The sequence below is a fragment of the Arthrobacter sp. StoSoilB5 genome (genome assembly GCF_019977235.1).
GTDB lineage: Bacteria > Actinomycetota > Actinomycetes > Actinomycetales > Micrococcaceae > Arthrobacter.
This window is the reverse complement of record NZ_AP024646.1, coordinates 563773-576647: the sequence shown is the minus strand read 5'-3', so window position 1 is coordinate 576647 and position 12875 is coordinate 563773. Positions and strand designations below refer to the sequence as shown.

Genomic DNA, 12875 nt, shown 5'->3' with positions numbered 1-12875 from the left:
TGCGCACAGAATCGGGTTGGTAACGATTAGACATCGTTGTCAACGAACTACTCCTCAACTTCAATTAACACTTGACTGCACCGTGTGAGATTGGTTACATGTTACCTGACAACGTTGTCATGGGGGAATCACTCGCCATGAGCAGCCACAAAAAACAGGAGTTTCAATGTTGAGTTCCAAATCGGCCAAGACCCGCCTTCTTGCCGCTGGTGCAGTCCTGACCCTGGGCGCACTAAGCCTCACAGCATGCGGCGGCGGTTCCACGCCCTCGTCCAGCGGAAACACCAATGAAAAGATCGGCGTTTCGCTGATCGTGAAGACCACGTCCAACCCGTTCTTTGTGTCGATGCAGGATGGCGCCAAGAAGGCTGCCGCGGCGGACGGCGTTGATCTCAAGCTTGCCGCAGGCAAGGCCGACGGCGACGAAGACACCCAGATCCAGGCCATTGAAAACGCGATCTCCAAGGGCGACAAGGGAATTCTCATCACGCCCAACGGTCCGTCGGTAGTGGATGCCTTGAAGAAGGCCAAGGACGCCGGCTTGTTCGTGATCGCCCTGGATACCCCGCCGGACCCCGCCGATGCCGCTGACATCACGTTTGCTACGGACAACTTTGCCGCCGGTGAGCTGATCGGCAAGTGGACCGCCCAGCAGCTGGCGGGCAAGAAGGCTGTGATCGCACTCGTGGACCTCTTCGATGACAAGGTTGTGTCCGTTGACTATAACCGTGACCAGGGCTTCCTGACTGGACTGGGCATCGACACTGCCGATAAGAAGAAGAACGGCGACGAAGCCAAGACGGGCAAGTACACCGGCGGCAAGGGCGGCGAGTACGAAATCGTCGGCAGCCAGGCCTCCCAAGGCGCCGAAGACGGCGGACGTACCGCCATGGAAACCCTGCTGGCCAAGAACCCCAACATCAACGTCGTCTACACGATCAACGAGCCTGCCGCTGCCGGTGCCTTCGAAGCACTGAAATCCGCAGGCAAGGAAAAAGACGCCCTGATCGTCTCCGTTGATGGCGGCTGCTCAGGCGTGAACAACGTCAAGTCCGGCGTGATCGGCGCCACCGCACAGCAGTACCCGGTGAAGATGGCCGAGCTTGGAGTCAAGGCCATCGTTGACCTCGCAAAGACCGGCAAGAAGCCTGCCAACTCCGAGGGCCTGGACTTCTTCAACACCGGTGTCGAGCTCGTCACGGACAAGCCCGTCGACGGCGTGAAGAGCATCACCACCACTGAGGCGTCCCAGATCTGCTGGGGCAAGTAAGTTCAGGAGCAACCTAAAGTGACCCAGCAACAAACCGCCGGCCCCCCGAGCGCCGGGCACGCTGACCTGGCCGAGGAATTCCTCGACCGCCAAACACCCCTCAGCAGAATCCGCAACGTTCTCCACCGCTACCCCGCCCTCAGCCCGGCCATTGTCCTGCTGATCGCGGTGGTGGTCTTCGGACTCCTCAACGACCGCTTCCTGCGGGTGGAGAACCTCTCCCTGATCACCCAGCAGGTCGCCGTCGTCGGAACCCTGGCCATTGCCCAAACCCTCATCATCCTGACCGCCGGCATCGACCTCTCCGTCGGCGCAGTCATGATCCTGTCCTCGATGGTGATCGCCCAGATGGCTGTCGGCAGTGGTGTCCCCGGCCCGCTGGCACTCATCGCCGGTTTGATCGTGGGACTTGCGTCAGGTGCACTGAACGGTTTCCTCGTGACACGTTTCCGGCTACCACCGTTCATCGTCACGCTTGGAACCCTGAACATCTTCATCGCCCTGACCCTGCTCTACTCCGGCGGCAGCACCGTCCGCGGGTCCGCCATGCCCGGCGTGCTCACCTGGCTGGGAAGCACCTTCCCGATCGGCCCGGTCCGTATCTCCACCGGCGTCGTGATGATGCTCCTGCTCTACATCGCCGTCGCCTTCATCCTCGGCAAGACCGCCTGGGGACGGCACGTCTACGCCGTGGGCGATGACAAGGAAGCGGCCCGCCTGGCCGGTATTCCCGTCAACCGCGTCCTGATGAGTGTCTACCTTGCCGCAGGTGCAGTCCTTGCTGTTGGCGCATGGATCCAGATCGGCCGTACCAACGCCGCAAGCCCCAACGCCGGCGTCGACCTGAACCTGGACTCCATCACCGCCGTCGTGATTGGCGGAACCAGCCTCTTCGGTGGCCGCGGCTCCATCTGGGGTTCCTTGCTCGGAGCGCTGATCGTCGGTGTCTTCCGCAACGGACTCTCCCTGGCCGGCCTGGACGTCCTCTACCAGACCCTCGCGGTGGGCATCCTGATCATCATTGCCGTGTCCGTCGATCAGTGGATCCGAAAGGTCAAGTCATGACCATGACTGAATTTGCAGCCTCACAGACAGAGACCCGCGAGCCCATCCTTAAAGCCAGGAACCTCGTGAAGACCTTCGGCCGGGTGGTTGGCCTCGACGGCGTCAACCTTGACCTCTACCCCGGCGAAGTCCTGGCCATCATCGGCGATAACGGTGCCGGTAAGTCCACGCTCATCAAATGCCTCACCGGCGCCGAAGTTCCCGACACAGGAGAGCTCTACGTCTCCGGCCAGCAGGTGCACTTCAAACGGCCACAGGACGCCCGGGTCCACGGCATCGAAACGGTTTACCAAAACCTGGCCGTCTCACCGGCCCTCGATGTCGCGTCCAACCTGTTCCTCGGCCGTGAAGAGCGTCTCCCCGGGCCCCTGGGGAGCCTGTTCCGGATCCTCGACACCAAAGGCATGCGCAAGAAGGCCAAGGAAGAGCTGACCCGGCTGGGCATCTCCACCCTTCAGGACGTCACCGTACCGGTGGAGAACCTTTCCGGCGGCCAGCGCCAAGCCGTCGCCGTCGCCCGCGCCGCGGCATTCGGATCCAAGGTGGTTGTCCTTGACGAACCGACAGCTGCACTGGGCGTTCGGGAATCGAACCAGGTACTGCAGCTGGTCCGGGACCTTCGTGATCGCGGCCTGCCTGTCATCCTGATCAGCCACAACATGCCCCACGTGTTCGACGTCGCAGACCGCATCCACATCCAGCGCCTGGGCAAATGCGCGGCCACCATCACCCCGCAATCCCACACCATGACCGACGCCGTCGCCATCATGACAGGTGCCGCCAAAGCCTGACGGCCACACCGCACAATCCGTGCCAAACGGAACCCCCTTCTCCGTCCGCGGACCTGCCCACAGGTCCGCGGACGGATCCACACCCGGCCCTCCAGCCGGTACCGACGAAAGAACCGAGATGCACAAGCCTCCCCCCGGCACCTCCGCCCACGACCAGCTGGATGTTGTTGTTATCGGCGAAGCCCTGATCGACATCGTTAACACCCCCGAAGGAACCATCAGCTACCCAGGAGGATCCCCCGCGAACGTGGCCTATGGCCTTGGCCGGCTCGGCGTATCCACAGGGCTGCTCACAGCAATCGGCGAAGACGACCACGGCACCGCCATCACCAACCACCTCCAGAGCGCAGGCGTCCGGCTTCTACCGGGATCAACATCCCTCGAACACACCGCCACCGCAACTGCCACCCTGGCCGCAGACGGCTCGGCCAACTACGAGTTCGACATCGCCTGGGAACTTGCACCGGTAGCGCCTGCCATGATCCCGAAAGTCCTGCACACCGGATCCATCGCCACATTCCTCGCCCCGGGAGCCACCACCGTACGCTCCCTTCTCGAGCAAAGCCACAAGTCATGCCTGGTCACCTACGACCCCAACATCCGCCCCGCCCTCCTTGGCAGCCATGCCCAGGCAAAGAGCATCTTCGAGGACCTGCTCCCGCTCACCGACGTCGTCAAACTCAGCGACGAAGATGCCCACTGGCTCTACCCGACGGCGTCTCCGGACGAGGTCACGTCCCACCTGCTCGCGCAGGGGGCACGCCTGGCCGTCATCACCATGGGCGCAGACGACGCCCTCCTCGCCACCCAAAGCTCCAAGCTCAACATCCCCTCCGTGAAAACCCACGTAGCAGACACCATCGGCGCCGGCGACTCCTACATGGCCGCCCTCATCTTCGGCCTTTTGGCAGAGGGCGAAGAAGGATTTGCCCCGGAAACACTGGAAAACATCGGAAAAACTGCCTCCATGGCCGCAGCAATCACGGTCAGCCGCTCCGGCGCCAACCCACCCACCGTTTCAGAACTGCAGGCACGGCTGGGCATGTCCCTCAGCGCCAGCCTTCCCGTTGCGCCGTAACCAAGGTCTTTCTCCTGATGGCCTGACTTCCTGAACAAACGGCCAAATAACGACGGCGGCTGGTCGCCTTCGGTTCCGATGAACTAACGGTTCGTCGGGCACCGTGGCGACCTGCCGCCGTCGTGCGTTTCTCCGGGCTGCCCGACTATCCCTCCACAGCGACCTTTGACGTATCGCAGGTCACATCGTATGATTAATGAATCGATTCAAGAGAGAATCGATCCACATGTAACCTTCCTCATGCTGAATGAGCACCGCATTGTTCAGTCCTGGATTGGAAGAGTTTTTGTTCCTTGCCAACGACGCCACAGGAGTTCAGCGAATGACCGTCACGCACCGGAGGGATACCCACTCCACCCAGGACGAGACCATCGGCCGGAAGGATCCGAAGAAAGCCGCAATGAGCGGCTGGATCGGAAGCGCGTTGGAGTATTACGACTTCGCGCTGTACTCTCTGGCTGCGACGTTGCTTTTCCCCACCATCTTCTTCCCCACCGAGAATCCGACGGTCGGTATCATCGCATCTTTGGCCACCTATGCCGTGGGATACGTCTCCCGCCCTCTTGGCGCAGTGGTTCTGGGGGCTTACGGTGACCGGCATGGCCGCAAAAAGGTCCTCGTCTTCGCGATGCTGCTCATGGGGTTCGCTACCTTCGCCGTGGGGCTCCTGCCAACATACGGGCAAGTGGGGCTTCTCGCTCCCGTCCTCCTGGTGATCCTCCGGTTGATCCAAGGGTTCGCCGTTGCGGGCGAGCTCGGCGGTGCCAGCGCGATGATCGTGGAGCACTCCCCCGATTCCAGGCGCGGCTTCTTCGCTAGCTTCAGCCTTCAAGGCACGCAGGTCGGCTCCATCCTCGCCACGGCTGTCCTCATTCCGCTCGCCGCCCTCCTGCCGGATGATCAGTTTCACTCCTGGGGTTGGCGGCTCCCGTTCCTGCTCAGCGCCCTCGTGATTTTGGCCGGATACATCATTCGCCGCCGCGTGCAGGAGCCTCCGGCATACCTGGCTCAATCGGAAGAGGCCAGCACCAAGCGCAGGTTCCCGCTCGCAGACCTCCTGCGCACCCACCCGTGGGTCCTGGTCCGCTGCGTTGCGATGACGTTCACGAACGTCATCGGCATGGCCACCCTGATCTTCGGCGTATCGTTCGCGACCCAAAAGAGCTATGGCAATGGCTTCTCAAGCAGCGAGTTCCTCTGGGTGACCATGGCAGCAAACGTCGCCGCAGTGGTGACGATCCCGGTTTTCGGGGCACTGTCAGACCGGATTGGCCGGCGAACGCTCATGGTTGCAGGCGGTGTTGCCGGCGGCTTGCTGACCACGGGCTACCTCTGGGCGATCGAACAAGGCAGCTTGCCACTGATCTTCCTCTGCGTTGTGATCGTGCAAGGCATCCTCTTCCAAATGTGGAACTCCACCTTCGCTACGTTCTTCCAGGAGCAGTTCCCCATGCGGATGCGGGTCACAGGTTTCGCCGTCTCACAGAACATCGGCCTCATGATCGCATCGTTCTTCCCGAGCTTGTTCACGGCAATGGCTCCCCCCGGATCAGAGAACATCCCCGTGGTCATCGGCCTGACCACGCTGGGCATCTGCCTTGTCTCGGCGCTGGCGACCCTCCTGTCCTCCGACACCAGGGGAAAGACGCTCGAGGACCTCGAGGCCCGCTGACTTACGACGGCGGCGGGTCACCTGAAGTGACCCGCCGCCGTCGTGCGTAATGCGGGGCTAGTCGCTGACCAACTCCGCGGTCTCGCTGACAGGCGCCACCGCGTCCCTGACCTTCTTGCCGCGGGCATAGCCCACCAGTCCCAGCGCCAGGATGCAACCGAGAGTGCCAAGGGCGAAGGCCTCGAACGTGAATTGGGAGACGCCCCACGTTCCCTCGAAGTCGTACTCCAGGCCAAGTAGCACGTCCAGGGTTCCCGGGAAGATGGCCACCCACGAGCCGACCAGGATCCACACGAAGCAGATGTAACCGAGGATGCGGAAGCCGGTGTCGGAGACCGGAACCTTGAAGGGCCGGTCAACATAGGGGTACTTGCTACGGAGCTTCACCGCCGCCGGGATGGCCAACAGATAGCTGAGCAGGAACGTCGAGATGGCGATGGAGAGGACCACTCCAAACAGCGCGCTGCTGGTGCCGCTGAGCTGCATGGCCGCGAGCATGAACAGTGTCGCCACCACTCCGGAGAGCGTGTTGACGCGGATCGGCGTGCCCAGCTTGGGATGGAAGCGGCCAAAGAATCCGCCGAAGAAGGATCCATCTGCCGCGGCCATGGCCTGCATGCGGTCGCTGATGATCATCCATGCGGCACCCTGGGAGACCAGGATGAAGCAGAAAACGATCGCGGAAATGGACAACATGACCTCGGCAGCCGGACCAAAGACTGCGTAGACCGTGGACACGGCGCCAAAGAGCCCGCCGATGCCCGTGATCTGGTCCAGCGGCACCACCAGCAGGATGGCAAGGATCGGGAGCAGGTAGCTCGCTGCAGCGATCATCGATGAACGGGCCACCGAGATGGGAACGTCCTTGGCCGGGTTCTTCATCTCACCGGCGGCGCTATTGCCGGATTCAAAACCAAGGAAAGAGAACAGCAGCAGCGGCGTGACACCGAGGAAGCCTGCAAGCGTGGGTGAGAAGAAGCCCAGGTCCAGGCCGTTGAAGCCGTGCTGCAGCCCGAAGATCAGGGTGACGATAATGAAGAAGGTCAGGAAAGCCACCTTCAGGATGGCACCCAATGAGGGCAGCCACTTGCCGTGCTTCAGGCTGACGATGGCCGAGGTCACCGTGATCCAGATGAAGACGAGCTTGAAAATGTAGTCGCTGACGCTGCCGGCCTCCACGTGGCCCACATACTCGGACCACGTTTCGACGGCCACGAAGGCCATGGCGCCTCCCACCCAGACCGGCTGCGTCACCCAGGTGAACAGTGACGTGATGGCTGCAACCACGCGGCCATAGGCCATCTTGGTCCAGACGTAAACGCCGCCTTCTTCGGTGAAGGCACCGCCCGTCTCGGCGAAGATCAGGCCGTAGGGGACCATGAACGTGATGGCTAGGATGAGGGTCCAGGTGAAGGTTTCTCCGCCGAAGCCCGAGACCTGCCCCAGGACCTCAACGGAGATGACGGCCGCGACAACCAACAAAAGGATGTCGAAGCGGCCCAGGGATTTCTGCAGATGGTTGCTTTGCTCTTGGGCTAATTGAGTTTGGCCCAAGTGCGTTGAGGATACTGGCTGATCCATGATCGGTCCTTTGCTGCTGCTTAAGTTTGCTACTGCGCAAGAAGGGTGGGAAGAGCGCCGTTGCGGACGCGGCTGTAGACATGCTGGTCTCCAGCAAAGGTGTGTTCGACGCCGATTTCGCCCAGTGCCGTGGCTTCGGCGGCAAGAGGATCGGCGTCGAGGACCACCAGGTCAGCGGTCATGCCCACCCGAATGGCTCCACGTTCTGCGTCGAGTCGATTGGCGCGCGCGGCTCCGGTGGTATGGGCCGCGAGCGCAGCGCCGAGAGTAATGGCTTCGGCTGGCAACAGCGGTTCGGTTTGCGAGCGGCGGTCGCGGGCATGGGGATCTGCCGACGGAGCCGTGCGGTTCACCGCTGTATGGATGCCCCACAGCGGGTCCGGACTGGACACGGGCCAGTCACTGCCGATCGCCAGTTCGACGCCGGCGCGGCGCAACGTCTCGAAGGCAAAGTGCACCTTTTGGTGGGCTTCGTCGAGGTAGGGAAGCTTGGTTTCGACGAGCACCGGATCCTGCCGCGCCCATAGCGGTTGGATATTCGCGATGGCCCCTGTGGCGGCGAAGCGGGCGACGTCTGCGGGGTCCACCAGGTCCAGGTGCGCGATCTGGTGGCGGGGGTCCCACCCTTCGCGGCGGGGCAGCTCGAGTGCGTTGACGCAGTCCCGCAGCGCTTGGTCGCCCACTGCGTGCAGGTGCAGGTCGAAGCCCTCCGTGTCCACGGCGCGCGTGATGCGGGCCAGCTCCTCCGGTTCGATCAGGCTCATGCCCACTTCATGGGGATGTCCTTTGTAAGGTCGGGTCAGGGCCGCCGTGAGGTTTTCGCACACGCCGTCCACCATGATCTTCACGGCCGTGGCTCGGAAGCGTCCCTGTGCTTTGGCCCGGCGTTCCTTGAACAAATGGAGCTGCTCCAGCCCACGGTCCCGTTGCCACCAGAGCGCCCCGGTTACCGTGGCGGTGAGTAGACCTTCCGATTCCAAGGCCAGGTAGTGCTCGTAAGAATCGGGCATGCCCAGGGCATTTCCGACGGCGGCGTCCTGCCAGGCGGTGACGCCCAGTGAGTGCAGATACGCCTGGGCGGTGAGGAGGGCCCGGCGGACGTGCTGTTGGTCCGGGTCCGGAATCAGGGCGGACACGAGGTCGGCCGCGTGTTCAATCAGCATGCCCGTGGCACTGCCCGAACCATCGCGTGCAATGATGCCGCCGTCCGGGTTGGGGGTGTCATCCGTGATGCCGGCAAGCTCGAGGGCACGGGAGTTCACCCAGGCGCCGTGGCCGTCATGGCTGATCAGGAAAACAGGCCGGTCAGGGACCAATTCGTCCAGCAGCGCGCGGTGCGGGAAGCCGCCGTCGAAAACGTCTCCGTACCAGCCCGCGCCCTGGATCCACTCTGCGGCAGGGTGGGCTTGGGCATGGTGGGCGATCAGCGACCGGTATTCGGCAACGGAATGGACGCCTGAGAGATCGCACCCGAGCATCTGCAGTCCGCCCGCGAGCGGGTGGACGTGAGCGTCCTGAAAGCCCGGAAGCAGCGCTTTGCCTTCAAGGGTGACGAGCTCGGTTGCCGGTCCGCGCCAGTGCGCGGCATCGGCGCCGAGGGCCACGATCTTCCCGTTGGCTACCGCAACGGCGTCGGTGCGCGGGTTGGCGGGGTCCATGGTGTGGACCGGGCCACCGCTGAAAATCCAGTCTGCGTGCGTCATTTCTCTACTTTCCAAGGAGCTGGGCTTCAATGGTGCCGTGGTCAGCACCCAGGCGCACCAACGCCGGGGCGGTGCGGGCGATCACGATATACGCCAGCGCGCTGACGCCGAGGCCAACCAGCCAGGCGATGTCGATCCCGCCCATGGCTTCAGCCGCCGCTCCTGTATAGAAGGGAGTTGCCATAAAGGGGATCTGCGCGAGGACGCCAATGGCGAAGACGACCAGGGAACCGGCATTCCAGCGCCCATAGCGGCCACCGTCGGCAGCGTAGAACTCGTCCACGGCGTACGAGCCGTGCCGGATGACGTAGTAGTCCACCAGGTTCACCGCGGACCACGGGATGAGCACGTAGAGCAGCACGCTGAGGAAGCTGAAGTAGGAGGATGCGAAGCTGGTTGCCGCGGCCAGTGCCAAGGTCACGCCGAGGACGTGCAGCACCATTGACGTCACGAGCCGGGCTTTCGCACCGGGGCGCCATCCGCTGAAGAACGTTTCCACCAGTGTCAGGGCACACAGAGCACTGCAATACGCGTTCACGGAGTTTCCCGCGGCAGCTACGAGCGCGAAGCCCACCAAAACGGCGGCACCGAGTCCAGGCCCGAGCATGCCGTGAAGCCCGGTCATCGTGTCCACGCCGGCTACGGCAATTCCAATACCAGAGCCCAGGACCATCAGCAGCGCGCTGGACAGCACACAGCCCAGATAGGTACCCCAGAAGGCTCCCTTGGTTCCGGACTTGGCCGGCATGTACCGGGAGTAGTCCGAAACGTAGGGAGCGTAGGTCAGCTGCCACACGATGCCGATGGCCAGCATGGCGAGGAAACCGGTCCACGTGAATTCGCCGTGGTTCAGTTGGGCCCAGAAGTCCCCGCTGGCAAGCAGGGCTGCGAAGGAAACCAGCACCAGGGCGCCAACCACGTAGGCCCCCATGGCGGTCACTTTCCGCACCAGGTTGTAGCCGAACGCCGCGATGACGAAGCTGAGGACAGCGCAGCCGATGATCATTGCTGTTCCGTTGGCCTCCGGCAGGAGAGCGGTGATCGAATCCGACGAAACGATCAGGTTCGAGGAAAAGTAGCCCACGAACATCAGGATCGCCACGGCAACGATCAAGCTTGCACCCCGTGAACCGAACTGGCCGCGGGCCTGCAGCATCTGAGGGACTCCGAGCTGAGGCCCTTGGGCCGCGTGCAGTGCCATTCCGATTCCACCGAGCGCGTGGCCGATGAGGATCGCGATGACGGAGCTGAGCATCGGCAGGCCAAGGAGCGTAGTGGCGGTCGCGCCGGTGACCACGGTCAGTGGGGTCATGTTCATTCCGAACCAAATGGTGAAAAGTTCCCGGGAGCGTCCGTGCCGGGCTTCGGGCGGAATGGGTGCGATGGATTCTTGTTCTATCTCGAAGAGGCGGGAGCGGAGCATCGATTTCATGGAGGGTGTCCTTAAGACGGTGGAAGGATGCTGGCAGATTCTGGCGGGCGTTCCCCAAAAGCCCTTCGGTGTCTGGCCGGTTCTGCTGTCAGGCCCAGCGTAGGCTTGTGAATTGCATCACGTAAACCATTGAATCGTGATGCGTATCATCGAATTTATAGATGAATCAGATCAGCCGAACTGGATCCATGTGGTCTTCGGCGCGGTGTAGTTATCGAAGGCGTGCAGGGACAGATCCCGGCCAAACCCTGACTGCTTGAAGCCACCAAAGGGCGTAGTGTTGCCCAGCGCGTCCACCGTGTTCACGGACACCGTTCCGGCCAGCAACCCTCCTGCCACCCGATGCGCGCGCGAGAGGTCCGAGGTCCAAACAGACGCCGCCAATCCGTAGTCGGTGGAATTGGCCAACCGCACCGCTTCCTCCTCCGAATCGAAGGCGTGCAGCACAGCCACGGGTCCGAAAATCTCCTCGCGGTGGACCTCGTGATCTGGCCCGAGCCCGCCCAACAACGTCGGTTCCAGGTAAGCGTCGGAGCCATGGATGACGTGCCGCTCACCGCCGAAAAGTAGCTCACCTTCGGTGCGTCCGCGAACGATCCAGCCTTCGACGTCGTTCGCGTGGGCGCTGCTGATCAGGGCGCCATTGCCCTCCAGGCCAGCCAGCGGGTCTGCGGGTCGATATCCGGCAGCCGCCCCCGCAAGCAGGCCCGCGAACTCGTCGCGGATGTCCCGTTGCACCAGTATGCGGGAGTTGGCCGAACACACCTGGCCTTGGTTGTAGAAGGCGCCGAACGCCGCCTTCGCCGCAGCCGCAGCGAGATCGGCCGTATCGGCGAAGATAATGTTGGAGCTCTTGCCCCCGGCCTCGAGGCTCAGCCGTTTGAGGTTGCTGCGGCCCGAGGCTTCCAACAGGGTGCGGGAGACGGCTGTGGATCCCGTGAAGGCCAGGGCGTCGACGTCCATATGGTGCGCCAGGGCAGCACCCACTTCCCGGCCTGTGCCGGTGATGACATTCAGGACACCATCAGGAAGTCCGGCACCGGCGGCCAATTCAGCCAGCCGAAGGACACTCAGGGACGTCTGCTCTGCGGGTTTCAACACCACCGTGTTGCCGGAGGCGAGCGCGGGGGCCAGCTTCCACACGGCGATCTCCAGCGGGAAGTTCCACGGCACAATGGCGGCCACCACCCCCAGGGGTTCGCGCGTGACCAATGCCGTGGCTCCCGGAGGGACTGCAGGCAGTTCCCCGCTCTGCTTGTCCACGGCCTCCGCGTACCAGCGCAGCGTGGAGATGGCCCCCGGAACATCCACCGTGGTGGTCTGCAGGATGGGCTTTCCGCTGTCCAGGGTTTCCAGGAGTGCCAACTCCTGGGCATGCTGCTCCATCAGCGCGGCGAGGGCCAGCAGCAAGCCCTTCCGCTTTTCAGCTCCCAAACGGGACCACGACGGGAACGCACGTCGCGCTGCCGCCACCGCAACGTCGACGTCGTCGGCACCGCACGCAGCAAGGTCACCCAGGACACGGCCGTCTATGGGACTGGTGGTGGGACGGAACTGCTGGCCGATCGCGGTGACGCGACGGCCGTCCAGAAACGCCCGGCCGTCAACGGCCAAGGCATCCGCGCGGCGCTGCCAGTCAGTGGAAATCATGGTGGAAGTGGTGTTCACAGAGGCTCCTTGGATGGGGTTTCAGTGGTAGGTCAGGTTGCCAGGGCTCGACGGCGGTGCGGAGTGCGGTGTGCGAGGCGCAGTGCGGCGGACGCGGCCAAGAGGCAGATCAGTTCAACGGCAATGAGGGCCAGCATGGTGATGCCGTGGGCGGAAGGGTGCACCCCGTCCGCCCCGCCGTGATGGCCGCGCGCGCCTGGCACCACCAGCAGGACCAGATGCGTGAGGACCATGACCGCACTCATGGCCACGAGGTGCCCTGCGGCCCTGAGCGCGTCATTCCTTGCGCTCCCGCCATTACCCACGTTCCTGTCGCAAAACCGGCCACGCACCAGCGGCATTACACACGCAAGGCAGGCAATCCCCATAGCTGCCATCCACCAGGCCATCATTCCCGCCGGTCCGGTTGCGGCAGCCACCAGGTGCGCTGTGGCGCTGCCCGCGGCGGCGGTGCCGACGATGCCGGCCGGAACAGGCGCGAAGCGCCCAGGGCGCAGGCTGGTTTGCTGATCCATGGTTCTCCTGGCTGTTCGGTGGGGTTTGGGTCCGGGACTTTACGCCGGGCTTGTGAGGTGGGTAACATCAAAGCGTTGGTTGAACAGTTGTACCATCAAA

10 protein-coding genes are annotated in these 12875 nt (G+C 63.2%); 5 read left to right on the top strand and 5 right to left on the bottom strand.

The window, feature by feature from the left end:
• Positions 1-166: 166 nt before the first annotated feature.
• The 5 genes from LDN75_RS02790 (at position 167) to LDN75_RS02770 (ending at position 5876) form a co-directional block, all read left to right on the top strand.
• A complete protein-coding gene (locus LDN75_RS02790; RefSeq protein ID WP_223935676.1) occupies positions 167-1270 on the top strand; it encodes a substrate-binding domain-containing protein in 1104 nt (367 codons plus the stop codon).
• An 18-nt stretch (positions 1271-1288) separates the two neighbouring features.
• Positions 1289-2335, top strand: coding sequence for an ABC transporter permease (locus LDN75_RS02785; RefSeq protein ID WP_223935675.1), 1047 nt, complete (start codon positions 1289-1291; stop codon positions 2333-2335).
• Positions 2332-3126: an ATP-binding cassette domain-containing protein gene (locus LDN75_RS02780; protein ID WP_223935674.1), complete on the top strand. Its 795-nt coding sequence runs from the start codon at positions 2332-2334 to the stop codon at positions 3124-3126. The genes LDN75_RS02785 and LDN75_RS02780 overlap by 4 nt, the downstream gene beginning before the upstream one ends.
• Positions 3127-3244: 118 nt before the next feature.
• The gene (locus LDN75_RS02775; RefSeq protein WP_223935673.1) at positions 3245-4204 is read left to right on the top strand and encodes a carbohydrate kinase; all 960 of its coding nucleotides are present in this window, start codon (positions 3245-3247) and stop codon (positions 4202-4204) included.
• Positions 4205-4526: 322 nt separating this feature from the next.
• Positions 4527-5876, top strand: coding sequence for an MFS transporter (locus LDN75_RS02770; protein ID WP_223935672.1), 1350 nt, complete (start codon positions 4527-4529; stop codon positions 5874-5876).
• 57 nt (positions 5877-5933) lie between these two features.
• Here the strand turns inward: LDN75_RS02770 and LDN75_RS02765 are convergent, their stop codons facing one another.
• The 5 genes from LDN75_RS02765 to LDN75_RS02745 all read right to left on the bottom strand — a co-directional run bounded on the left by LDN75_RS02765 (position 5934) and on the right by LDN75_RS02745 (position 12775).
• Positions 5934-7457 carry an APC family permease gene (locus LDN75_RS02765; RefSeq protein ID WP_223935671.1) on the bottom strand — a complete coding sequence of 508 codons (1524 nt, stop codon included), beginning with the start codon at positions 7455-7457 and terminating at the stop codon, positions 5934-5936.
• Positions 7458-7486: 29 nt separating this feature from the next.
• Positions 7487-9160 (bottom strand): amidohydrolase, encoded by a 1674-nt coding sequence (locus LDN75_RS02760; RefSeq protein WP_223935670.1) that lies wholly within the window; start codon positions 9158-9160, stop codon positions 7487-7489.
• Positions 9161-9164: 4 nt separating this feature from the next.
• A complete protein-coding gene (locus LDN75_RS02755) occupies positions 9165-10592 on the bottom strand; it encodes a cytosine permease (protein WP_223935669.1) in 1428 nt (475 codons plus the stop codon).
• Positions 10593-10763: 171 nt separating this feature from the next.
• Positions 10764-12260, bottom strand: coding sequence for an aldehyde dehydrogenase family protein (locus LDN75_RS02750; protein WP_223935668.1), 1497 nt, complete (start codon positions 12258-12260; stop codon positions 10764-10766).
• A gap of 32 nt (positions 12261-12292) precedes the next feature.
• The gene (locus LDN75_RS02745; protein ID WP_223935667.1) at positions 12293-12775 is read right to left on the bottom strand and encodes a hypothetical protein; all 483 of its coding nucleotides are present in this window, start codon (positions 12773-12775) and stop codon (positions 12293-12295) included.
• Positions 12776-12875: the final 100 nt, after the last annotated feature.